24 protein-coding genes are annotated in these 22,820 nt (G+C 62.7%); 12 read left to right on the top strand and 12 right to left on the bottom strand.

Going from position 1 to position 22,820, the window contains the following annotated elements; all coding sequences use genetic code 11:
• Positions 1 to 116: 116 nt before the first annotated feature.
• From R0J92_RS04050 to R0J92_RS04065, 4 genes are all read right to left on the bottom strand, one after another.
• A complete protein-coding gene (locus R0J92_RS04050; RefSeq protein WP_411050808.1) occupies positions 117 to 500 on the bottom strand; it encodes a VOC family protein in 384 nt (127 codons plus the stop codon).
• 5 nt (positions 501 to 505) lie between these two features.
• Positions 506 to 1,330, bottom strand: coding sequence for an arginyltransferase (locus R0J92_RS04055; protein ID WP_106164523.1), 825 nt, complete (start codon positions 1,328 to 1,330; stop codon positions 506 to 508).
• A 161-nt stretch (positions 1,331 to 1,491) separates the two neighbouring features.
• Positions 1,492 to 1,923, bottom strand: a complete 432-nt coding sequence (locus tag R0J92_RS04060; protein ID WP_411050809.1) for an RDD family protein — start codon at positions 1,921 to 1,923, stop codon at positions 1,492 to 1,494.
• Positions 1,924 to 1,990: 67 nt separating this feature from the next.
• Positions 1,991 to 2,440, bottom strand: a complete 450-nt coding sequence (locus tag R0J92_RS04065) for a DUF2852 domain-containing protein (RefSeq protein ID WP_106164525.1) — start codon at positions 2,438 to 2,440, stop codon at positions 1,991 to 1,993.
• A gap of 588 nt (positions 2,441 to 3,028) precedes the next feature.
• Between R0J92_RS04065 and R0J92_RS04070 the strand changes: the two genes are divergently transcribed.
• From R0J92_RS04070 to R0J92_RS04090, 5 genes are all read left to right on the top strand, one after another.
• Positions 3,029 to 5,851 carry a glutamine-synthetase adenylyltransferase gene (locus R0J92_RS04070; RefSeq protein ID WP_411050810.1) on the top strand — a complete coding sequence of 941 codons (2,823 nt, stop codon included), beginning with the start codon at positions 3,029 to 3,031 and terminating at the stop codon, positions 5,849 to 5,851.
• On the top strand, positions 5,832 to 6,119 hold the full coding sequence (locus R0J92_RS04075) for a hypothetical protein (RefSeq protein ID WP_106164527.1): 288 nt from the start codon (positions 5,832 to 5,834) through the stop codon (positions 6,117 to 6,119). The genes R0J92_RS04070 and R0J92_RS04075 overlap by 20 nt, the downstream gene beginning before the upstream one ends.
• A 212-nt stretch (positions 6,120 to 6,331) precedes the next feature.
• Positions 6,332 to 6,982, top strand: coding sequence for a DUF6778 family protein (locus R0J92_RS04080; RefSeq protein WP_411050811.1), 651 nt, complete (start codon positions 6,332 to 6,334; stop codon positions 6,980 to 6,982).
• A 105-nt stretch (positions 6,983 to 7,087) separates the two neighbouring features.
• The gene (locus tag R0J92_RS04085) at positions 7,088 to 8,305 is read left to right on the top strand and encodes an RSP_2647 family RNA methyltransferase (RefSeq protein WP_411050812.1); all 1,218 of its coding nucleotides are present in this window, start codon (positions 7,088 to 7,090) and stop codon (positions 8,303 to 8,305) included.
• Positions 8,306 to 8,321: 16 nt separating this feature from the next.
• The gene (locus R0J92_RS04090) at positions 8,322 to 8,864 is read left to right on the top strand and encodes an RSP_2648 family PIN domain-containing protein (protein WP_411050813.1); all 543 of its coding nucleotides are present in this window, start codon (positions 8,322 to 8,324) and stop codon (positions 8,862 to 8,864) included.
• Positions 8,865 to 8,973: 109 nt separating this feature from the next.
• Here the strand turns inward: R0J92_RS04090 and R0J92_RS04095 are convergent, their stop codons facing one another.
• Together R0J92_RS04095 and R0J92_RS04100 are read right to left on the bottom strand one after the other, a co-directional pair.
• Complete coding sequence (locus R0J92_RS04095; RefSeq protein WP_411050814.1) at positions 8,974 to 9,966, bottom strand: LLM class flavin-dependent oxidoreductase; 993 nt, start codon at positions 9,964 to 9,966, stop codon at positions 8,974 to 8,976.
• Positions 9,967 to 10,053: 87 nt separating this feature from the next.
• Positions 10,054 to 10,740 carry a M48 family metallopeptidase gene (locus tag R0J92_RS04100; protein WP_411050815.1) on the bottom strand — a complete coding sequence of 229 codons (687 nt, stop codon included), beginning with the start codon at positions 10,738 to 10,740 and terminating at the stop codon, positions 10,054 to 10,056.
• A gap of 119 nt (positions 10,741 to 10,859) precedes the next feature.
• Between R0J92_RS04100 and R0J92_RS04105 the strand changes: the two genes are divergently transcribed.
• Together R0J92_RS04105 and R0J92_RS04110 are read left to right on the top strand one after the other, a co-directional pair.
• The gene (locus tag R0J92_RS04105) at positions 10,860 to 12,017 is read left to right on the top strand and encodes an exo-alpha-sialidase (protein ID WP_411050816.1); all 1,158 of its coding nucleotides are present in this window, start codon (positions 10,860 to 10,862) and stop codon (positions 12,015 to 12,017) included.
• Between the two features lie 232 nt (positions 12,018 to 12,249).
• On the top strand, positions 12,250 to 12,618 hold the full coding sequence (locus tag R0J92_RS04110; RefSeq protein WP_411050817.1) for a hypothetical protein: 369 nt from the start codon (positions 12,250 to 12,252) through the stop codon (positions 12,616 to 12,618).
• Between the two features lie 174 nt (positions 12,619 to 12,792).
• Here R0J92_RS04110 and R0J92_RS04115 read toward each other — a convergent pair whose 3' ends face one another.
• The 4 genes from R0J92_RS04115 to R0J92_RS04130 all read right to left on the bottom strand — a co-directional run bounded on the left by R0J92_RS04115 (position 12,793) and on the right by R0J92_RS04130 (position 16,773).
• Positions 12,793 to 13,977, bottom strand: coding sequence for a vWA domain-containing protein (locus tag R0J92_RS04115; RefSeq protein ID WP_106164534.1), 1,185 nt, complete (start codon positions 13,975 to 13,977; stop codon positions 12,793 to 12,795).
• A gap of 33 nt (positions 13,978 to 14,010) precedes the next feature.
• Entirely contained in the window at positions 14,011 to 14,208 is a 198-nt protein-coding gene (locus tag R0J92_RS04120) for a hypothetical protein (RefSeq protein ID WP_411050818.1), read from the bottom strand.
• Positions 14,209 to 14,295: 87 nt separating this feature from the next.
• Positions 14,296 to 15,642, bottom strand: a complete 1,347-nt coding sequence (locus R0J92_RS04125; protein ID WP_411050819.1) for a DUF2927 domain-containing protein — start codon at positions 15,640 to 15,642, stop codon at positions 14,296 to 14,298.
• A 291-nt stretch (positions 15,643 to 15,933) separates the two neighbouring features.
• Positions 15,934 to 16,773 carry an AAA family ATPase gene (locus R0J92_RS04130; protein WP_106164535.1) on the bottom strand — a complete coding sequence of 280 codons (840 nt, stop codon included), beginning with the start codon at positions 16,771 to 16,773 and terminating at the stop codon, positions 15,934 to 15,936.
• A gap of 187 nt (positions 16,774 to 16,960) precedes the next feature.
• On the opposite strand from R0J92_RS04130, the gene dksA reads away from it, so the two are divergent.
• Both dksA and R0J92_RS04140 read left to right on the top strand, forming a co-directional pair.
• Positions 16,961 to 17,383 (top strand): RNA polymerase-binding protein DksA, encoded by a 423-nt coding sequence (gene dksA / locus R0J92_RS04135; protein WP_005634254.1) that lies wholly within the window; start codon positions 16,961 to 16,963, stop codon positions 17,381 to 17,383.
• 97 nt (positions 17,384 to 17,480) lie between these two features.
• Positions 17,481 to 18,650 (top strand): FAD-dependent monooxygenase, encoded by a 1,170-nt coding sequence (locus R0J92_RS04140; RefSeq protein ID WP_411050820.1) that lies wholly within the window; start codon positions 17,481 to 17,483, stop codon positions 18,648 to 18,650.
• A 212-nt stretch (positions 18,651 to 18,862) separates the two neighbouring features.
• Here R0J92_RS04140 and xth read toward each other — a convergent pair whose 3' ends face one another.
• Positions 18,863 to 19,669 carry an exodeoxyribonuclease III gene (xth, locus tag R0J92_RS04145; protein WP_411050821.1) on the bottom strand — a complete coding sequence of 269 codons (807 nt, stop codon included), beginning with the start codon at positions 19,667 to 19,669 and terminating at the stop codon, positions 18,863 to 18,865.
• A gap of 358 nt (positions 19,670 to 20,027) precedes the next feature.
• Between xth and R0J92_RS04150 the strand changes: the two genes are divergently transcribed.
• The 3 genes from R0J92_RS04150 (at position 20,028) to R0J92_RS04160 (ending at position 22,291) form a co-directional block, all read left to right on the top strand.
• On the top strand, positions 20,028 to 20,249 hold the full coding sequence (locus tag R0J92_RS04150) for a hypothetical protein (RefSeq protein WP_411050822.1): 222 nt from the start codon (positions 20,028 to 20,030) through the stop codon (positions 20,247 to 20,249).
• Positions 20,250 to 20,327: 78 nt separating this feature from the next.
• Positions 20,328 to 21,392, top strand: a complete 1,065-nt coding sequence (locus R0J92_RS04155; RefSeq protein ID WP_411050823.1) for a DUF6902 family protein — start codon at positions 20,328 to 20,330, stop codon at positions 21,390 to 21,392.
• The gene (locus tag R0J92_RS04160; protein WP_411050824.1) at positions 21,389 to 22,291 is read left to right on the top strand and encodes a DMT family transporter; all 903 of its coding nucleotides are present in this window, start codon (positions 21,389 to 21,391) and stop codon (positions 22,289 to 22,291) included. Before R0J92_RS04155 ends, R0J92_RS04160 begins: the two co-directional genes overlap by 4 nt.
• Before the next feature lie 135 nt (positions 22,292 to 22,426).
• Here the strand turns inward: R0J92_RS04160 and R0J92_RS04165 are convergent, their stop codons facing one another.
• On the bottom strand, positions 22,427 to 22,750 hold the full coding sequence (locus tag R0J92_RS04165; RefSeq protein WP_106164541.1) for a HesB/IscA family protein: 324 nt from the start codon (positions 22,748 to 22,750) through the stop codon (positions 22,427 to 22,429).
• Positions 22,751 to 22,820: the final 70 nt, after the last annotated feature.

Raw genomic sequence — 22,820 nt, forward strand, 5'->3', positions numbered from 1 at the left:
TGCGGGGCCCTTTGGCTTTTGCGCATCGTGGCATCGTTCAGGGGCGGAAAGCACAGCCGCAAAGCTGGACAGCCCGCCCGAGCGGCTGGCCTCATCAACCAAAGTGAATTCAAAATCTAGACGAGCTGGATCAGGTCCCAGCGGTTGCCAAACGGGTCGCGCCAGACAGCGACGGTGCCATAGGGTTCGTGCCGTGGCTCTTCCTCAAAGACAACACCGGCCGCCAGCATCGCGGCGTGATCCCGGTCGAAGTCATCCGTGGCGAGGAACAGACCGACACGGCCGCCGAACTGGTTTCCGATCGCTGCCTGCTGAGTTGGGCCATCGGCGCGCGCAAGGATCAGGCTGCCCTGGCTGGCACCCGGTGGCAGGATGCGCACCCAGCGCTTGCGGCCCTGTTCGACGTCTTCGGCCAGCTGCCAGCCAAGCTGGCCGCAGTAAAAGGCAATGGCTGCGTCATAATCGGGAACGACAAGGGACAAGGCATGCAGATGCTGCATGGTCTCTATCTCTTTGACGGGTGCTGGCCCTGCGGCAGATGAATGTTGGCCACCTGTTCAGCGATGGGCGCGGAGGACAGCGGGTGGTCTTCGGCTTCAAAGGCAGCGGGATCCTTGAGCGGTGTCCACTGGCCGCCGAAATAGACCTCAAGCCCGGAGAAGTTCGCCTTGTATCCCATCTTCTGACTGCCCGCGACCCAATAGCCGAGATAGACATACGGCAACCCCGCCTCGCGCGCGATTTCGATATGGTCGAGCACCATGAAGGTGCCAAGCGAGTTTTGCGGTAGGTCCGGCGTATAGAAGGAGTAGACCATGCTCAGCCCGTCTTCGAGCACATCGGTCAGCGCGACGGCTGTCAGCGCGTTCCGTTCAGGGTCCATGTATTCGATCACGCGGGTGCGGATCGGGGTTTCCTCCACCATCGCTGCATATTCGAAGACATCCATGTCGGCCATGCCCCCGTCCGCATGGCGCTGGTCCAGATATTCGCGGAACAGGGCGTATTGATCTTCCGTTGCCCAGGGCGATGTGGCGCGACGCTCCAGATACCGACTGCGATTGTGGGTCTTGCGCTGGCTGCGCGTCGGTTTGAAGGCGTCGACGTTGATCCGCGCCGACATGCAGGCGGAACAATCCGAACAGGACGGTCGGTAGAGCACGTTTTGTGATCGCCGGAACCCCTGTTGGCTCAGAGAGCTGTTCAACTGCTCCACGCCGTTGCCCTGCAGTGAGGTGAACAGCTTGCGCTCCATCCGGCCCTCCAGATAGGGGCAGGGCTGCGGTGCGGTCACATAAAACTGAGGAGCAATCGGAAGCGTATGGCGCATGAGGGGCGTCTGTGGCTCTCTTCTAACGGGACAGACCGCCGAGGCACGGCGGTCCAATGACAATTCTGCAGTATCTGGATGATAGCAACAGGGTCGCGCGAGACAAGTGGCCATGTGAAAAATGGATTAACGCCTCGCAATCCATCGTTAAAAACGGCGCGTCAGGCGCGCCGTTTCAGCATCACGGTTCCCAGCATGTGATCGCTCAACCCCTGGCCACGCGCGGTGGTGAGCATAAGCAGGATGGAAATCACCTGCAGCACCGGAACCGCCATGGAAACGGTATAGCCCACGGTGTGCAACAGCGCGCTGCCGCCATCCAGGCGTTGCCCGGATTGTTCACGCAGCTCGATGCCGCTGAACCGCATACCCAATGTGGCAGACCCGTTGGCCAGCGTCGCGACCCGGTAGACAAAGCCGACCGTCAGGTAGAGGGCGGGCCATACCAGCAGACCGAGAAACGCGGTGAACGGCACGATCAGTGCCGCGATGGCAAAGATCAGGACAGAATCGATCAGGAAGGCAAACAGCCGCTTGGCTGCGACGCCGGAGTAGAACTCGGCCTGAATGTCTGGATCGGGAAGGGCGGTCATTCGGGGCTCCTGCAAATTTGGAAACGGCGCTCCCGCCCGGAACAGCTCCGGGCGGGCAGGGTGTCTATCAGGCCTGACCGGCGGGACGGTCGGCGGTGTCATCATCCGATGTCTCGGCACCGGCATGACGGGACCGCTCATCCATGAACTCGTCGAACTCGGCCTTGTCCTTTGCGGCGCGCAGCCGGGCGAGGAAAGCCTCGAAATCGCTCTGCTCCTGTTCAAGGCGCGACAGCGTGTCGGCCTTATAGGCGTCAAAGGCGCTGTTGCCACTCGATTTCATCGCGTGAAATCCGTGATGCATGTGGGACGAACGGCGGCGGCAGGAGGATTTGAACATACGTTTGCTCCAGATCATATAGGCAAGGATGGCAAGGCCGACAGGCCAGAAGAGAACGAAACCCAGAACCATTGCCGCGATCCAGGCCCCTTTGCCCTTGGAATCCAGCCAGGCTTCGCTCTTGGCCAGCCACCCTTGGTGCGGGGTCGGCGGCAGGTTGGTGGTATAACTCGTCATCGGTTCTCTCCACGGTGATGGGTTTATGTAAACATCATTTACATCACCGATATGTGGAGCCACCGGCCTCCCTGCAAGGGGGCATGTAAATGTTTTTCACATTTACTTTGATTTTGCGTAGGAACATGCCTGCCGAGAACAGCGCCGAGGCCGTCAGACTGCGACGCGGGATGACGCAAAAGCGCAGAGAGAGGGAAACCAAGGTGCGGCCACGCGCCCAAAACCACGTGTACTAGGTATAATGTCCGAAAACACTGGTTTCGGACGGCCTGCCGGAAACAAGCCCGCCAGACAAACAACTGGTTACTGCATCACTCGGTCCCCGAAATGGGAGCGCGACCGCTGTTTCAATAATATCCGAATAGTTGCATTTGTGGAAGGCTGTAGATGCGCCTTACGGCGCCTGAACCGTTAGTTTACCGAAAAGATTGAGTGTTTACGGAGGGCGCGGCGAGTCTGGTGCTTCAAAAAACGCGCAGGCTTTGGCGTCAGCAATATCGCTTTTCGAAAATTTAACGATGATCTTGCGCGGACGGCACCTGGCATTTGGGGATTGACGCTCTGGTCGCTGCGCCACAGTCTCCCGCCATGTCAAATGCGCTTCAGATCATACGCTGTCCCCGTTCCTTCGACCCCGCGATCAGCCGCGAGGTCACGGCAGAGCTTGGCCACTTGCCCGCCGATTGGCGCGCGCTTCTGGAAGGGGCAGCGGGCAGTAGCCCGTATCTTCAAACCCTGATCCGCTCCGAGCGTGACTGGATCGAGGGCGCCCTCGCGGATCCCCTCGCCGCACGCGCGACGGTGTTCGACGACTGCCGCGCTTGCCCACCGGATCAACTGAAGTCGGTCCTGCGCGGGGCCAAACGCAAGATCGCGCTGCTTTGTGCGCTTTGCGATCTCTCCGGTCACTGGCCGCTGGAGGAGGTGACCGGCACGCTCACCCGTTTTGGGGAACTGGCAGTGGATGTGGCGCTGAAGGCGGAGATTGCCCTGGCGATCCGACGCAAGAAGCTGCCGGGGATGAGCGAGGACGACATCGCCACCGCTGGCGGCATGAGCGTCTTTGCCATGGGCAAGATGGGCGCTTATGAGCTGAATTACAGTTCCGACATCGACCTGATCTGCCTCTTTGACGAGACCCGCTTTGCGCCCGATGACTTCATGGAGGCGCGTCAGGCCATGGTGCGCGCCACCCGCAACATGAGCGCCGCCCTCAACGACCGCACCGCCGAGGGCTATGTGTTTCGCACCGATCTGCGGCTGCGCCCGGATCCGTCGGTCACACCGGTGGCATTGGCGATGGAGGCGGCGGAACGCTATTACGAGAGCCTGGGCCGCACCTGGGAACGCGCCGCCTATATCAAGGCGCGCGCTTGCGCCGGTGACATCGCCGCGGGTGAGCGGTTCCTCAAGACCCTGACGCCCTTTGTCTGGCGACGGCATCTGGATTTTGCCGCCATCGAGGACGCCCACAACATGCGGCTGCGCATCCGCGAGAACAAGGGCACCGGTGGGCCGATCACCGTGCTGGGCCACGACATGAAGCTGGGACGCGGCGGCATTCGCGAGATCGAGTTCTTCACCCAGACCCGTCAGCTGATCGCGGGCGGGCGCGATCCCTCGCTGCGGGTGCGCGGCACTGTGGAGGGGCTGCAGGCGTTGTCGCAGGCCGGGTGGATCTCTTCCGATGTGACCGAGACGCTGGCCCGTCACTATCGCGACCACCGCGAGATCGAGCACCGCATCCAGATGGTGCATGACGCCCAGACCCACCGGATGCCCACCTCAGAGGAGGGGCTTGCCCGCATCGCCTGCCTGATGGACGAGGATGCCGAGAGCTTTGTCGCCGGTCTGCGGGAGCGGCTGCAGGAGGTGCATCGGCTGACAGAGGACTTCTTCGTGCCCTCCGGCGGTGGTACGGCCAAACCGGCAGAGCCCGTGCCCGAGGAGCTGGACCAATCGGTGATCGCCCGCTGGCCGACCTATCCCGCGCTGCGGTCAGATCGCGGCGCGCGGATCTTCGAGCGGCTCAAGCCCGAACTTCTGGGCCGCCTGTCCCGGACCGCCAACCCCGGCGAGGCGCTGCTGGCGCTGGATGGCTTCCTGGCCGGCATGCCGGCGGGCGTGCAGCTGTTTTCGCTCTTCGAGGCCAATCCGCAGCTGATCGACCTGCTGGTGGATATCGTCGGTACCTCGCCAGCGCTGGCCAATTATCTGTCGCGCAATTCCTCCGTGTTTGACGCGGTGTTGGATGGCGGTTTCTTTTCCGATTGGCCGGGGCGCGCCGCGCTGATCACCGAACTGCAGGAGGCGCTGGCCGCCGAAAGCGACTACGAGCGTCAGCTGGACCTGACCCGGCGCTGGCATCGCGAATGGCATTTCCGCACTGGTGTGCATCATCTGCGTGGACTGATTGATGCGGCGGAGGCCGGGCAGCATTATGCGGAGCTGGCGGATGCGGTGATTGTCGGCTTGCTGCCGAAGGTGACAGAACATTTCGCCGCCAAGCACGGACCGATGCCGGGGCGGGGCTGTGTGATTGTCGGCATGGGGTCGCTGGGCGCCGGACGCCTGACAGCCTCTTCTGACCTTGATCTGATTATGATCTACGACCCCCTCGATGCCGAGATGTCCGAGGGTAAACGCCCGCTTGCGGTGCGGCCCTATTATGCGCGGCTGACACAGGCGGTGGTGACGGCGCTGTCGGCACCGATGGCGGAAGGACGGCTCTATGAGGTGGACATGCGCCTGCGCCCTTCCGGCAGTCAGGGGCCGGTGGCCACCAGCTGGCCCAGCTTCACCCAGTATCAGAAGAACGACGCCTGGATCTGGGAGCATCTTGCACTGACCCGCGCCCGGGTCGTCGCGGGAGACCGGGATCTCTCCGCCGAGGTCGAGGCCTTCCGTAGCGACTTCCTTGCGACACCACGCGACCGGACAGCGGTCCTGACAGGGGTGTCGGAGATGCGCCGACGTCTGGCTGCGGCAAAGACGCCGGATGGTCCCTGGGACGCCAAGACCGGGCCGGGACGGATGCTGGATATCGAACTGGCAGCGCAGGCTGGCACGCTGCTGGCGGGGCAATCCTGCCGGACCGTGGCAGAGGGGCTGCTGGCTGGTGTCGCCAGTGGCTGGCTTGATGACGCTCAGGCGCAAGGGCTGACAGAGGCATATGGGCTATATTGGTCGGTACAGAGCGCCGCGCGGTTGATCGCGGGCAAGGGCTCTGACGGTGCGGTACGGGGTGAGGGGGGCGCGGCCTTCCTTCAGCGGAGCACCGGATGCGACGGGATTGGCGCTCTGCAACAGGCGCTGGAAGCAGCTTATGCGACGTCGGCCGCCTGTATTGATGCCGCGGTGGGTGCCGCCGCGGGAACGAAGGACGAGAGTGATGAGCAAGCCATCAGCTGAGGCCGGGGCGCTGGACCCAAAGGGATTGATCCGCGAAGCCTACCGGATCGAGGGGGTTGATGCCGCGCAGTGCCGCAGCATCTTTCTCGACTGGGCTTTGTCGGCGCCCATGGATCAAGACACGAATGCGGCTCTCTCGGCCCTGTTGGAACGCTATGGGCCTATGCATCCCGATCATCCGATGACAGGCGTGCTGCGCGATGGTCTGGCAGGGGGCGTCCGTCCAAGGCGCCGCGGCGGCTGGCGCGCCCGCCCGCGCAGTGAGTGACCGTTTGCGTGGTCTGAGGCCTTGATCTGTGGCTCGGCTTCTGTGGATCGCGCGCCGCGCCGCAATCTTGCTTGCTGAACCGCTCAGCGGTCAGAAAAATGGTTAACAACTCGTTAAAATGTGCGGGTTCGGTCGAAATCCTGCCCTGATTGGCTGCCACACCGTCTGCAACACGGTGGATTGTGGCCCCCTAGCGGGCCAGGAGGGGTTCTATGCTGATCACGCGTTTGACTATGACTTTGGGGCTGTGCCTGTCGCTTGTTGCCTGCGGAGCGGTCGAACCACCCAGCCGCAATGCCAACGGCGAGCCACTTGCCGCCATCTCCCCAGCGATTGCGCCGCTGCCGGTGCCGTCGGTCTCGGTAACAGATGTGCAGGTGGTGGTGCCGCGCTCGCTGCGGGTGACGGAGGCGAACCTCTTTCTGCCATCCGGTGACATTGTCTGGCGCGAAGATCCCGCGGGAGATCGCTACCAGCAGGTCCAATCCATCGTCCAGAGCGCCATGGAGCGTGGTGTTGCGGGCATGAATGGTCCTGTCGAGGCAATCCTGCAGGTTCAGCTGGTGCGGTTTCATGCATTGACGGAAAAGGCGCGCAGGTTCACCGGCGGAGTTCACTCCATCGCCTTTGATATGCGCCTCGTCGATCCGGCAACCGGCACGCCACTGTCCGATGTTCGCCGGGTGGAGGCCGATCTGGAGGCCTATGGCGGCAAGGCTGCGATCACTGCGATGGCGCGGGGCGAGACCCAGAAGCGACGCATCACCGATCACCTCGCACAGGTCATCCAGCAGGTTCTGGTGGACCCGAACTCCTACCGGAATGCGCGGCTTGGGCTGCTCCAGACCCTGAATAAGATGTAAGCCATAGGCGCTACGCCCAAGCGGCAACGAAGGCAGAGGCTTCTGTTTCGCGCGCCTCTGTTTTTACGTCTTGGGGTCTTGCAGAAGTCAGGCTATGTGAGATCCATGACAGAACCTGACCTGACCCCGACGCCACGCCCGCGCGTGAAGATGAAACCCAAATCGAATGCCCGTGCTATCCGCCACGGCTTTCCCTGGGTCTATGCCAATGAGCTGGTGACCGACCGGCGCACCAAGAAGATCGCCCCCGGCAGCCTTGCGGTGCTGGAGGATGAGACCGGCGCCCGCCTGGGTCTGGTGGCGGTGAACCCGGAGAGCAAGATTATCGCCCGGATGCTGGACCGTGATCCGGAGGCACAGATCGACGTGGCCTGGTTTGCCGCCCGGCTGTCCCGCGCGCAGGACTTGCGCGCGCAGCTCTATGACGCGCCATTCTACCGGCTGGTGCATGCCGAGGCCGACGGGCTGCCCGGCGTGGTGATCGACCGCTTTGGCGCGGCCTGCGTGGTGCAGCCCAATGCCGCCTGGGCAGACGCGCATCTGGAGGCTCTGAGCACGGCACTGGGCGAGGTTACCGGCTGTGAGGTGATCTTGAAGAATGCCGCTGGACGCACCCGGAGCCTTGAGGGGCTGGACGATGTGAACGCGGTGCTGAAGGGCGCCGCCCCCGATGCGCCTCTGCCAGTGCAGATGAACGGCGCGACCTATATGGCCGACCTCACCGGCGGCCAGAAGACAGGGCTGTTTTACGACCAACGCGACAACCACGCTTTTGCCGCCCGATTGGTGGCACCTGGCGCGGCTGTGCTGGATGTGTTTTCGCATGTGGGCGGATTTGGTCTGGCGATGCTGGCAGCGGGCGCAGGCCATGCGACCTGCGTCGACGGTTCTGCTGCCGCCCTTGATCTTGCCCAAGCGGGCGCCGCGGCCTCCGGCCACGGCGACAGGTTTACCGCCCGTCAAGGCGATGCCTTTGACGCGCTGGCTGCCCTTGCCGCAGAGGGCGCGCAATTTGACGTGGTGGTCTGCGATCCACCCGCCTTTGCGCCTGCAAAACCGGCGCTGGAGGCCGGTCTGCGCGCCTATGAGCGCGTCGCCAAACTGGCCGCTCCGCTGGTCAAGCCGGGCGGCTATCTGGGGCTGTGCTCCTGTTCCCATGCCGCCGATCTGACGCTGTTCCGCAATGCCTCGGCACGTGGCATCGGGCGGGGTGGCCGGCGCGGGCAGCTGCTGCACACCGGCTATGCCGGGGCGGATCACCCGCAGATGCCGCAGCTGGCCGAGAGCGGCTATCTGAAATCCGTGTTCTTCCGGTTGGACTGAGACAGGAGAGGCCCCGATGAAGCTGCTGCTCGACACATGTGTGCTCTACCCGACGGTGATGCGGGAGATGCTGCTGGGCGCGGCGAAACTGGGGCATTTCACCCCGCTCTGGTCGGAGCGGATCCTCGGGGAATGGGAACGCGCGGCGGCCAAGATCGGCCCCGAAGGCCCCGTGCAGGCCAAGGCGGAAATCGCCCTCCTGCGCGCGGTCTGGCCGCGTGCTGAAGTGGCGTTGAAACCGGGGGTGACCTCGCGGTTGTGGCTGCCGGATGCTAATGACATCCACGTGCTGTCGTCGGCGATCAGCGGTCATGCGGATGGTATCGTCACGGTGAATATCAAGGATTTCCCGCGCAATCTGCTCGCCGAGGAGGGGCTGGAGCGACTGGGCCCGGATCAGCTGCTCTATGAGCTGTGGTTGAAGGATCGCGACGGGTTGGCCGCAGTTGGGACCAAGGTGCTGGCGGAAGCTGATCGCCTGTCCGGCCAGACCTGGGAGATGCGGGCGCTCTTGAAAAAGGCGCGCTTGCCGAGGATCGCCAAGGCCCTGGGTTCGTGAGGTCCTAGCAAGGCCGCAGGATAGTCTACCGCCCGGTCCGCAAGACCGGGCAGCGTCGGTCCGCCCCATGGGCGGGCGCTTTGCTTCCGCCCGCGGACAGGCGCGGCCCTTAGTTCCCCAATTCGCCCAAAATCTCTGCTGCAATCTCAAAGGATCGCAAGCGCGCGGTGTGGTCGTGGATCTGCCCGGTCAGGATCACCTCGTCGGGCTGATATCTCTCGATCAACCGCGACAGATCTCCGCGCACCGTCTCCTTTGACCCCGTCGCCGAGATTGTCAGCGCCTGATTGACCCCGGCCAGGATCTCCGGCGCCAGGGCCGCGGCGATATTGTCCACCGGTGCCGGCAGCTTGCCGGGCATGCCCAGACGCAGGCGGGCAAAGGCCTGCTGCATGGTGGTGCGGAGCCGCTCGCCCTCGGCGTCACTCTCGGCGGCAAAAACGTTGATCGCCAGCATCGCATGGGGCTTGTCGAGCGTCGCCGAGGGGCGGAACTGGCGGCGGTAGACCTCGAACGCCTGCTCCAGCGCTTGCGGCGCAAAATGCGAGGCAAAGGCATAGGGCAGCCCCAGCATCGCCGCCAGCTGTGCGCCATAGAGGCTGGAGCCGAGAAGCCACACCGGCACCTGCGTATCCTCGCCGGGAATGGCGCGCAAATTGCCGCCCTCGGTGCGGGGGCCGAAATAGCCGATCAGCTCCTGCACATCCTGCGGGAAACGGTCTCCAGCCTCCTGCAAGCCGCGGCGCATGGCGCGCATCGCGGCCATGTCGGTGCCCGGCGCGCGGCCCAGCCCGAGGTCGATCCGCGGGCCGTGGATCTCGGCCAATGTGCCAAAGGCCTCGGCCACCATATAGGGCGCGTGATTGGGCAGCATGATGCCGCCGGCCCCGATGCGCATGGTAGAGGTCGCCTGCGCGATATGGCCGATCATCACAGCCGTGGCAGCACTGGCGATGCCGGGCATGTTGTGATGCTCCGCCAGCCAATAGCGATGATAGCCCCAGCCCTCCGCATGACGCGCCAGATCGGCGCTGTTGCGCAGCGCGTCCGCGGTAGAGGAGCCTTCCGGAACCGGGGCGAGATCGAGGACGGAATAGCGCATGAAAACCTTCTCCTTGCTGGAAGGTCTAGATGGGGTCTCGTGGTGACGTGCGCAAGAGGGCTGCGGCGGAAACCGGGCCTGTTCGGCTCAGCCCTTGTCCCATTTGGCCTCAAGCCGGTCCAGCGCGGCAATGCGCTCTTCGGTCTTGGGGTGGCTCATCAGCCAGGCAGGCGCCATGCCGGCCCGTGCATTGGTCAGCTCTTCGAGTTTGCGGAACAGGCTCTTTTGCGGCTCCACGCCGATGCCGGCCTTGGTCAGAAGTGCGGCGGCATATTCATCCGCCTCATATTCATCCCCCCGCGACAGGCGCGCGGCGATCAGGCTGGTCAGCGCGCCGGCAATCCACGGGCCGATCACCGGGATGAAGCGGCCGATCACCATCATCAACATGGTGCGCAAGGCGTTCTGGCCGGAAAAGTCGATCATCCGCTTCTTGGCATGTCCCAGCGCCACATGGCCCAGTTCATGGGCGATGACGCTGGCCATCTCGGCGTCGGAGACCTCACCGCTCTGGAACTTGCGATAAAAGCCGCGGGTGATGAAGATCCGCCCATCCGGTGCGGCCAGTCCGTTCACCGGGTCGATCTCGTAGATGTAGACCGGGATGCGCGGCAGCTCCAGCGCCGCGGCGAGCCGGTCTGTCATGCGCTTCAGGTGCGGGTCTGCCAGCTCGGTGGAGCGGGCGTCCAGCTCGCGATGGGTGCGCCAAACGGACAGGCGGTACATGACCAGCCCGTAGATCACGGCGAGGAGGATGGGAGTCAGTCTCAGCATGACTTGTGATATGGGCGTGTTTCGGGCCCGCGACAAGCGGTTTGCGGGATTTCACGCCAGCTGTGGGGCGGTTCATGTTACCCTTGCGCCAGCGATAGCCAGGCAGAGGAGGGTCAGTGATGGATGGCACGTTGACGGTACTGGTGGGCACGACCAAGGGCGCGTTCCTGATCGACGGTGGCGCAGAGCGAAGCGAATGGCGGGTGCGCGGGCCGTTCTGTGACGGCTGGGGGATCAACCATGTGGTGGGGGATCCTGCCAGTGGTGAGATCTGGGCTGGCGGTGGCGGCGAGTGGACCGGCGCCGGGATCTGGCACTCCCCCGATGACGGCGAGAGCTGGCAGGTGACCCGGCTGACACGGGGCACCACGGATGACTGGGCCGAAAAAGACCCGGAGTTTGCCGCGATGATCGGCTATGAGCCGGTGGAGCTGCCCTTTGACAGCGACTTCCAGCAGATCTGGTCGTTGGGGGTCGGTGCAGGCGTGCTCTATGCTGGCACAAAACCCGCCAACCTGTTGCGCAGCGTGGATGGCGGTCAAAGCTGGACCCTTGTGGAGGGGCTGAGCACTCATCCATCGTCTGACAGCTGGACCCCGGGCGCGGCGGGGCTGGTGTTGCATACGATCCTGACCGACCCGGAGCGTCCCTCGCATCTGTGGTGCGGGATCTCCGCCGCCGGCGTCTTTGCCAGCGAGGATGGCGGCATAACCTGGGAGCGGCGCAACCGGCTGTCCAATGCGGAGGGCTGCGCCCATCATGACCACCCGGCGGCACCGCGGGACGGGGAAACCGGACATTGCGTGCACAACATGGTGCGGGCACCGGGGGGCGGCGAGCTGATCTACCAGCAGAACCACCACGGGGTCTGGAAATCCCGCGATGGGGGCCGCAGCTGGGAGGATATCAACGCCGGGCTGCCCTCGACCTTCGGCTTTCCGATCCATGTGCATCCGCGCGACCCGGAGGTGATCTGGACCCTGCCGCTCAACGGCGACAGCGCCGGGCGGTTCCCACCGGAGGCGGCGGCGGCGGTGTGGCGGTCGCGCGATGGAGGCGAGAGCTGGCAGGACTGTCGGGCCGGCCTGCCGCAGGAAGGGTGTTTCTTCACCGTGTTGCGACAGGCGATGGCCGGGGACCGGCGCGACCCGGCAGGGGTCTATTTCGGCACAAACTCCGGCTCTGTCTTCGCCAGTTTTGACGAAGGCGATGCGTGGCAGGAGATCGCCCGGCATCTGCCCACCATCCTATCGGTCGAGGTGATGGACCGCGGGTGAGGCGCGCTCTTGAGTAACTAGGTCAGAGGTGTTGCGCTTTGCTTTGCAAATCGCGCGAGGGCGGCGGCCGCGCCTGCGGCGCGGCCGCCGCCCGGCCCAACGCTTTTGACGCAGGCTGTGCCTGCGGAAACAGGGGCGGGAGCTCTCCCTTGACGACCTGCGACCATGTGCCTGTGGCGCGGGGCGGTGACGCGTGGTTCCCTGGCGACAGATGCGGGCAAGGGATATTGGAATGAACCTCTATTTGTTGAGTGCGGCCGGGCTTTCGACATGCTGGATGCTGGTGCATGCGATCATCGGCGGACGGCAGTGCGAACGCCCGCTGGCGGCGAACACGACGCTGCCGGACGAGGTGCGCGAAACCATGATCCTGTGCTGGCATCTGGTGACTGGCATGCTGGCCCTGATGGCGCTGTTTCTCGCTCTCGGAGCACTGGGGCGCCGCGACATGGCGCTGGCCGGAGTGCTGCTGGCGGCGATGAGCGCCGGGATCGGTATTTCCGTACCACCGCTGCGGCGGCTGTCCTATGCGGTGCTGCCGCAGGGCTGGTTGTTTGTCCCGGTGATGCTGCTGGGGGCCTGGGGTCTATGGGGCGGTTAGGCCAAACAGACTGAACAGGTCAGGAGGGCTGACCTTGTGTTTCGCGCACGAAACAATTGGGCAGGAAGGCAGATACTTTTTGTTGGGCCACGCCCGCAGATCGCACCCAGATGCGGGCTGCGCCCTGTCAGAACGTTGCGTTTGCAATGTGTTAGCTCGCGAGAGTGATGCGGCTCAGCGGGTCAGGTCGCGCATGCCGCGCTCCAGCCCGTCGAGAGTCATCGGCACCATGCGGTCCTCGAAGATCTCGCGGATCATCTGGATCGAATGGGTGTACTCCCAGTATTTCTCCGGCACCGGGTTGATCCACAGATGCGCTCCCCATTGTTCGCGGGCGCGCTGCAGCCAGACCTGACCGGCCTCCTGGTTCCAATGCTCATTGGCGCCGCCGGGGTAGGCGATCTCGTAAGGGCTCATCGAGGCATCGCCGACAAAGATGCATTTGTAGTCCGGACCATAGGTGCGCAGCACCTCATGGGTCGGCGTCTGCGCGTCCCAGCGGCGGCGGTTGTCACGCCACACGCCCTCGTAAAGGCAATTGTGGAAGTAGTAATATTCCAGATGCTTGAACTCGCTGCGCGCGGCGGAGAACAGCTCCTCCACCACCTTGATATGCGGATCCATGGAGCCGCCAACGTCGAGGAACAGCAGCACCTTGGCGGCATTGTGGCGCTCTGGCCGGGTCTTGACGTCGAGATAGCCGTTCTCGGCGGTGGAACGGATGGTGCCGTCGAGATCCAGCTCTTCGGCGGCGCCTTCGCGGACCCAGCGGCGCAGGCGTTTCAGGGCGACCTTGATGTTGCGGGTGCCGAGTTCGACATCGCCGTCCAGGTTCTTGAAGTCACGCTTGTCCCAGACCTTGACCGCGCGCTGATGGCGGCTTTCGTTCTGGCCGATGCGCACGCCTTCGGGGTTGTAGCCATAAGCGCCAAAGGGCGAGGTGCCGGCGGTGCCGATCCACTTGTTGCCGCCCTGATGGCGGCCCTCCTGGTCCTTCAGGCGCTCCTTCAGCGTCTCCATCAGCTTGTCAAAGCCACCCAGCGCCTCGATCTCGGCGCGTTCCTCGGCGCTCAGATGCTTTTCGGCCATCTTGCGCAGCCATTCCTCGGGGATGTCGACCGCCTCCATCACCGCAGAGGCGGGGATCTGGTCGAGCCCTTCGAAGGTGGCGGCAAAGGCGCGGTCAAAGCGGTCGAGGTGGCGCTCGTCCTTCACCATCACCACACGGGCGAGGTAATAAAACGCCTCAACGTCATAGGTGGCCAGCCCCGCCTTCAGCCCTTCGAGAAAGGCGAGATATTCGCGCAGGCTCACCGGCACGGCGGCGTTGCGCAGATTCTCGAAGAAGGGCTGGAACATGGGGCCTCCGGCGTGGTCGGGATCTGTGGGAGATCAGAACAGGGTGCGGTCGATGATGATTGTAACGAACAGGCCAACAATACCAAAGATGATGGCGTAGACAGCCCCGTATTGCAGCATGTCGGCGACATTGCCGCCACGTTTGCGGGCCTTGAAGGCACCGATTGCCGCGCCGAGGAGAAACGAGAGAATGACGATCATGTGGAAGCTATCCAGGTCTGTGGTCGGCATGGTCCGCAGGGTGCGTTACGGATCAGTGGAGTGACCGGTGTCAGGTGATTTGTCGGATATAGCCCGGCTTCGCCTCATGTGCAAAGGTCACGGGCGCGCTGCGGCAACCTCGCGCAGCCGTGTTTTCACCGTGGCCTCGACGCCATTGCCGTAGAGCGCCCAGCCAAGGCTCTCGGACCGCAGGCTGCTCGCTGCGCGTTTCTGCCCGCGCGCCTCTGCCAGATGCGCCTTCAAGACCAGCAGAGTGGACATCAGAGCCGCGTTTTGCCCAGCGGTTGCCGCGGGCAGGGCCTGTGCGATCAGGCGGTCCGCCTCTTTCAGCTTGCCTTGGCGTAGGGCGAAACTGGCCAGTCGGGATTGCACGAGCGCACGATGCCCAGCCGTGTCGGGTCCGCTGCCGAGGAAGGTCAGCGCGCTGCGGAAATGGGCCTCAGCCTCTGTGGGATTACTGTCCTGAATGGCACGGCCGATCAGAAAATGCCCAAATGCACGACGATGGTCCCGCCAGCCGAGGTCACGGGCAATGCGCGCGGCCTCATGCGCCGCACGGATCCGCATGGCGCCGGACCCATAACCGCCCAATGCGGTCTCCACCGCCAGCCCCCAGCTGCGTGGAGTTTCCGGCAGAGGGGCAGAGGCGCGACGCTGACCGGCCGGGTTCAAGCGGGCCAGGATGGCTGGCAGCCTCGCGGCGACCTCGGCGCGGGTCATGCCGGTTTTCAGCGCCGGGTCGTAGGTCGCCCGCAACATCAGCATGTCGAACCCGGTCAGAACCGTATGTACGTTGTCGTCGTTGAAGACAGAGTCCGGCAGCCGGTAGAGGTCGTTCAGCGGCCCCAGCGCCTGGGCCAGTTCCTCGTGCAGACAGTCGCGCAGTTCCTGCGGGCTGACATCATTGGGAACGAAAATGGCCAGCCGCGTGCGGCTGCGCAGGTTCTTCCAGTTGGTCTGGGGCTGTCGGCGGGTGCGGCGGTATTCGTCCAGAGAGCTGACATTGGCAACCACGAAACAGGCGGCTTGCGGCAGCAGGCGCTGAATGCGGGAGCGGTTGACCGCCTCTATGGTAATGGCCGCGGGCGTCCCTGTCGGCAGCCGGCGGATGTCGAGCCCGGCCTCGTTGCGCAACCGGGACAGCAGGGCCTCAAGATCGGGGCGCAGCGTTGCGGTGGGGCTGCCGGTGATGGTCACGCCTACGGGCGTTTCAAATCGGGTCAGCACCGGCATTTCCGTACCGCCTTCGAGGCGGAAGTGCAGATCCAGAAAATCGCGCGCCATATCGGCATTGGAGCGCTGGGGCGGCAGCGCGGCGCGTGTCGGGAAGGTGCGGATCGGGGGCAGGTCCATGGTCAGGGACGCCGACGCGCGCGATGGCGGTGAGGCGCCATCGCTGCAGGCCCCGGCGACCAATGCCAGCAGAACCGCCAGCCCAGTCATCAGGGGGCGCCGTGCGCGCAAGCTGTATCCCGAAAAATGGTGTTTCAAAGTCAATTGACTGCCCTGTCTGGTCCGTCATCGGAAACGGACCCTATCGAGGCTACTACTTTGACCAGGAATTGGACATCAGTTTGAAGCGGAGAGGGCGGTGCGTGGCGTCAATGCCACGCAATGGCCCCGATCAAGGCGCTGGTCTTGGGGCGCGCCCCTGCATGTCGGCTTTTGCCTGCCGCCTTGCAGTCATGAGGGTGTTGAGGCCCTGCGTGTGCCTGCCGAGGCAGGCGGGGCGCGTCAGCGCCCGCGCCGCGCCATGAAGGCGAGCCGTTCGAACAGATGCACGTCCTGTTCGTTCTTCAGCAGCGCGCCATGCAGTTTCGGCAGCGCATTGGCGCCGTCGCGTTTCAGATCCTCGGGGCTCAGGTCTTCGGCCAGCAGCAGTTTCAGCCAGTCGATCACCTCGGAGGTCGAGGGCTTCTTCTTCAGACCTTGCGTGTCGCGGATCTCGTAGAACTGCGTCAGTGCGGCAGACAACAGATCCGGCTTAATATTTGGGTGGTGCACCTCAACGATCTTTTTCATCGTCTCGGCATCGGGAAAGCGGATGTAGTGAAAGAAACAGCGGCGCAGGAAGGCGTCGGGAAGTTCCTTTTCATTATTCGAGGTGATGATGATCACCGGGCGGTTCTTGGCGCGGATGGTTTCGCCGGTCTCGTAGACGTGGAACTCCATCTTGTCGAGTTCCTGCAAGAGGTCGTTGGGAAACTCAATGTCCGCCTTGTCGATCTCGTCGATCAGCAGCACCACTTTTTCATCGGCCTCGAAGGCTTCCCAGAGCTTGCCTTTGCGGATGTAGTTCGCCACGTCATGCACGCGTTCGTCACCAAGCTGACTGTCACGCAGACGGGAGACGGCGTCATACTCATAGAGTCCTTGTTGGGCGCGGGTGGTCGACTTCACGTTCCATTCGATCATGCGCATGCCAAGGGCGCTGGAAATCTGCTTGGCCAGCTCGGTTTTGCCGGTGCCGGGCTCTCCCTTGACCAGCAGAGGGCGCTCCAGCGTGACGGCTGCATTGACCGCAATTTTCAGGTCTTCGGTTGCCACGTAGTCCTTAGTGCCCTGAAATAACATGAACTCTCCCTTGGGTTGCGCCATACAATTGCCGAACTGGCATGTTAGGGTTCCGTATAATCATAGCGCACCACTATTGTGTAGTGACATTCGGCGCGCTTGGGATTAAACGCTGCGGCATGGGGGAGCCACGATGCTTGGAAATTTAAAAGAGACCAAGATTATGGGCCAGACCGAAGGAGCCGAAATGAAGCAGGACGTGTTTCTGCCGGAGGACTATCGCCCGGCCGAAGACGAGCCGTTTATGAATGAACGGCAAATGGAGTATTTCCGTCGCAAGTTGCTGAATTGGAAAGCCGAGCTTTTGGACGAAAGCCGGGATACCATCGAAGGCCTGCAGGAAAACACGCGTAACATTCCCGATGTGGCTGATCGCGCAAGCGAAGAGACTGACCGGGCCTTGGAGTTGCGCACGCGTGATCGTCAACGCAAACTGGTTGCCAAAATCGACGCCGCAATCCGCCGTATCGACGAGGGCGAATACGGATATTGTGACGTGACGGGGGAACCGATCTCACTCAAGCGTCTGGACGCACGTCCGATTGCCACCATGAGCCTTGAAGCTCAGGAACGGCATGAACGGCGCGAGAAAGTCCATCGCGACGACTAATTTTATAGTCCATCCACAAGTTTATGAAGCGCCGGGCCTTTTGCTCCGGCGCTTTTTTGTTATGAGCTTATACGTGCGGTAAGCAGGCATTGGGTGCATGAATTTCAAGGATATCAGGGTAACGGTGATCGGCGCCGGGATTGGCGGCCTGGCGGTGGCGCAGCTTTTGCGTGCAAAAGGCGCGCAGGTCACGGTGCTGGAGCAGGCCGAGCAGATTTCCGAAGTCGGCGCCGGGCTGCAGGTCACGCCCAACGGTGTTGCGGTGCTGCGGGCAATGGGGCTGGCGGATGATCTGGCCTGGTGCGCACAGCGCGCGCGTGCCGTGGTGCTGCGCCATCACCGAGAAGGCCGCGAGGTTTTGCGCCTGGATCTCGACCAATATGCTCACGATCTGCGGTATTACTTCGTCCACCGCGCTGATCTTATCAACCTGCTGGCGGATGCGGTGCGCCGGTCCGGCGTTCAGGTGCGGCTGTTGCAAAAGGTCAGCAGCGTTGTGCCCGGTGCGCGTCCCGAAGTCCGGCTGGCCAATGGTGCCCGATGTGGCGCGGATCTGGTGATTGGTGCAGATGGGCTGCATTCGCGGGTGCGTCCGGCGCTCAATCCTGTCTCGGCACCAAAATTCACCGGTCAGGTGGCCTGGCGGGCAACCGTGCCCAACCGACTGGAGTTGCCAGCCGAGGCGCAGGTCTTCATGGGGCCGGGGCGACATCTGGTGGCCTATCCCCTTAAAGACGGCTCTTTGGTCAACCTGGTTGCAGCCCAAGAGCGTCGAGAATGGGCGGATGAGAGCTGGAACCGCAGCGACAATCCGGAGAACCTGCGCCAGGCGTTTGGCAACTTTGGCGGGGCGGCTGGTGCCTTGCTTGATGATGTGCGCGAGGTGAAGCTCTGGGGCTTGTTCCGTCATCCCGTGGCGCAGACATGGGGGCATGACGGGGTTGCGTTGTTGGGCGACGCCGCCCATCCGACACTGCCATTCATGGCCCAGGGGGCCAATATGGCGCTGGAGGACGCGTATGCCTTGGCCGATTGCCTAGGGCAGGCAGGGGATCTTGCGGCAGGCCTCGCTGCTTATCAGACCCGTCGTCGCACACGTGCCTCCAAGGTGGTCGAAGCGGCCAATGGCAATGCTTGGAAGTATCACCTGCGCCCGCCGCTGAGCTGGCCGGCACATCAGATCTTGCGCGCCGCAGGCTCATTGGCACCCCAGAAGATGGTCAGTCAGTTCGACTGGATCTATCGCCACGATGAAACCGCGCTCTGAAACGCTTGTCGGTGCATGAGGAGTTTCGCTTCGGGCTTTGCCCGAAGCGACCCGCGCCGCGCGCCCCTTGCGGGGCGCGCGGCGCTCGGCCCAACGGGCGTGGTGGCATTATGAATGCCGCTGATGCCGGGCGGGAGGTATTTGCGGCGCATGCCCCGTTCTGAAAGCATGGCCTCGTTGCCTGCCCATTGGCGAGCGGATGGTCTAAGGGCTCAGATGTCCAGCTCGACCCAGATCGGAACATGGTCGGACGGCTTTTCACGGCCGCGAATGTCCTTGTCGATCTGACAGTCCTTCAGCAGGTCCGCAGCCTGTGGCGTCAGCAGGAAGTGGTCGATGCGGATGCCGTCGTCACGGTTCCAGGCGCCTGCCTGATAATCCCAGAACGTATAGTGACCCGGGCCCCGCGTCCGGGCGCGAAAGGCTTCGGTGAACCCAAGGTTTACGATGCGCTGAAAGGCGGCGCGGCTTTCGGGCCGATGTAACGCATCTTCCTGCCAGGCCTCTGGACGTTTGGCGTCTTCGGCCTGAGGGATGATATTGTAGTCACCGGCCATGAGGGCGGGCATCTCTTCTGCCATGAGCTCTTCGGCCCGCGCCTTCAGCCGCTCCATCCAGGCAAGCTTGTAGGCGTATTTGCCGCCGGCCACCGGGGTTCCGTCCTCTTCCAGCTCGACCGGGTTGCCATTGGGCAGGTAGAGACCGCAGATCCGGATCGCCTGTTTGCCGACCACCGTGGCCTCGATCCAGCGGGCTTGTTCGTCGCTGTCATCGCCGGGCAGGCCGCGACGTACATCCTCGAGGGGGAGTTTCGACAGGATCGCCACGCCATTGAAGCTCTTCTGGCCGTGGGTCTCCAGGTTGTACCCTCGCTCTTCGAACATCTCGCGCGGGAAGGCGTCGTCGACAGATTTGATTTCCTGCAGGACGGCAACGTCGGGTTGCGCCTCGTCCAGCCAATCGGAGAGCGCATTCACACGGGCCTTGATGCCGTTGATGTTGAAACTGGCGATCTTCATGGCGGTCTCCGTGTTGCGATCCGAGACCCGTTCTATCGCTGAATTCCAACCGTCCTGCAAGCGGGCGAGAGGGGGCGAAGCCGAATCCTCCGGGGAGGGGAATCGGTGTTGGGAATAGGTTAAAGCAAATATCTACGTACAACCTAAGCGGTTTTGACTTTTGCTTTGCAGGAATGGCGGTGTGAGTAATTCTGTGAGTTGAATGTGTGTAACTCGAAATTGGATCGGGAATCAGTTTATTGCTGATCGGAATTAATGTGATATTGTCATTTGGTGGCTGCGGTTTCTAATTATTTTCTTGATGTATTTCTATTTGCGGGCACCTTTTAAGTGTGAGCTTCCAAATAGGAGAAAAGTCATGACTGCACTGAAGAAAATGGTAGACGTCGCACTGTGTGAAACCGGCGCATTTGCTGGTGAGAATGTTGGGCTCGTCAGCTCGACCTGCCTTGATGGCACGCATGAGGGTGGGCATGTATCCCTTTACAGTTCCACATGTATTTCTTCTGAGGTGACAGACATGCATGGCGGCGCCGCAACGCATATGGTGTCGTCGACCTGCCTCGAACAGATGAAGTAACCCCGGTGAGATATCGTGATCCGGCCTGTGCTGGATCACGAAAATCGACAGGTTTCTAATTCCGCGGAGGGGATGCCGATGGGGCAGGTTTTATCATTTTCAAATGCCCGTGCGCAGAGAGATAGTTCTGGAGTTCCAGGGTTGTTGGAAACCTTTGGCGCATTTCGAAAAGATCGCCTTGATGTATTGTGGCTCAAGGAAAATGCAGAGCTGCTCAATGTTTTAGAAACCACGGGTTGCAAAATATCATGCGGCGCATTGGAGCCTTTACTCCCATTTTACGAAGGGAGCCTGCGGCACCTCAATTTCTTCCGTCAGTATTACCGCTTTATCCTGTCGATCTGTCTCGACCTGGAGGATCTGGGCCTGCCGGGGGAGCGGGGCGAAGCGATGGCGGGCTGGATTGCCGACCGTGATATCGCACGCAGTGAGTTGTCGGATCTGCAGCGGGGCGAGGCGCGGCGCTTGCTGGCGCGCCGGGGCGTCGATTTGCGCGGCGTGGAGGGGCTTGATGACAGGTTGCGGGGCTTCATGCGCCAAAGCGCCTGTTTCGCGGTGCCAAACCGCAAGGCCGCCTACGAGCTGACACATGTGGTTTTCTATCTGACTGAATATGGCCGCGCGCCGATCCGTCTGGAGAGCGAAGAACGCCGCAGCTTGCTGTTCGCTGGGCTGGTTGCTTTTCTGGATCAGGACGCGGATCTGCTGGCCGAGATCTGCATCGCACTGACCTTCTGCGACGAGGTGCCGCCGCAGGATTGGTGCCGTTGGTTGGACCAGCAAGTCGGCAGCTTCACCTTGCGGTCTGCACAGGGGCGCGTCGGAAACGACGACTACCATCCCTATTTGATGTGCAATTGGTTTCAACTTCTGGTTGGACGCAGCGGATTTTCTGATGCAGACTGCAAAGGGTCAGTCGTTATCGAGGGGCAAGCGCGCCCCAGTGCGTTGCGGGGGGTGTCGATGGCTCTTTACACATTGTTGGATCAGGCCCCCGGAACCTGGGCCAGAATGCGTCGTCCATTGTTGCAGAGCCTGAGCACGGAGGATGGAGATCTGCTGTGCCGGGTCGAGGCCAGCACCCCCGTTTTTGAGCCCTTCTTCGAGGTGTTTTCGCGCTCGGGCCAAGTTGGTCGCGCATGAACCGGGTTGCCGCAGGGGTGATTGCAGTGCTGGTGTACACCGGCCTCATCGCCACGGCGGACGGGATCACCAAAATGATGGCGTCGGAGTTCGCGCCGGCGCAGCTGTTCGCGGTCTCCGGCCTGTTGGTGGCGGCCTTTTGTCTTGGCGTAAATCACGTGCAGGGGTACCCGGATGGGTTGAGTACGCGTTGCGTGAAGGCGATGATGCTGCGGTCAGTTGCGACGGTTCTGGCCTGCACGTCATTCTTTTTTGCCTTCCGGTATCTGGCGCTCGCCGAGGTGTTTGTCTTCATCGCGTTGATGCCGCTTTTTGCAGCGCTGCTGTCGGGGTTGATCCTGAAGGAGCGGATCCGACCCGTGGTCTGGCTGGCGCTATGTCTCGGGGTGGTCGGTCTTTTGGTGATGCGACCCGCCGTGCAGATGGGCGGTGCTACCGGTTCGGCCTTGGCGCTGGCGGGCGTGGGTTTCGGAACCCTGTCCATCATCATGGCGCGCTATATCAGTCGGTATGACAGCAATGTTCTGCCGCAGGTCTTCTATCCGAACCTGACATTGGGGGTGGTGATGCTGTGTGTCTTGCCGTTCGTCTGGCGGCCGATGGCGGTGGCCGACTGGGGCTGGATCTGTACCTATGCTGTTGTACTGTTCGGTGCGCGCTGGTTGCTGGTCTTGGCGCTGCGTCAGTTGCCAGCCTATACCGTCACGCCGTTGCTCAATCTGCAATTCGTCTGGATGACATTGATCGGGGTGCTGGTCTTTGATGAGCTGCCGGCGGTTTCAACCTATCTGGGCATGGCCGTGGTTGCTGCCTCTGGCGTGTTCCTGGTGTGGGATCAGGCGCACACCCCGCCCATCAAAGCGGCCCGCGCCGTGGCGCTGGGGGGCGAGGGGGCATAGAGGGCCGGGCGTCGCGGGCGGTCGCAGACGCGAGGCACGGCACCAGCGCCGCGTGAAAAGCCCCGTGTCGGAAAGTGTCGCGGCGCCTGGCGCGGCGGACGCTAACCGGGCGCTGACAGCCGCTACACAAAGCCGTTACATCGAGAAGGAGGTGCCACAGCCACAGCTGGAGGTGGCATTGGGGTTCTCGATGGTGAAGCGCGCGCCGATCAGCTCTTCGGTAAAGTCGATCACCGCATTCTCCAGAAAGGGCAGGGAAATCTCGTCAACAACGACTTTCTGTCCTTTGCCTTCGAGGATCAGATCCTCTGCTTTGGGCGCGTCCAGAGCGATTTCATACTGGAACCCGGAACAGCCGCCGCCTTCTACGGCGATGCGCAGGGCCTGGCCCTGGTCGGCGGCCCCGATCTCGGCCAGCCGGTCAAAGGCACGATCCGTCACTTTTGGGGGCAGTTGCATACTGGTTTTCTCCGATGGCGTGTTGCAGCGTTGAGTCAAATATAGAAAGGTGCGCGCGAGGCGACAAGAT

It is taken from the genome of Tritonibacter sp. SIMBA_163, from assembly GCF_046535935.1.
Classification (GTDB): domain Bacteria; phylum Pseudomonadota; class Alphaproteobacteria; order Rhodobacterales; family Rhodobacteraceae; genus Epibacterium; species Epibacterium scottomollicae.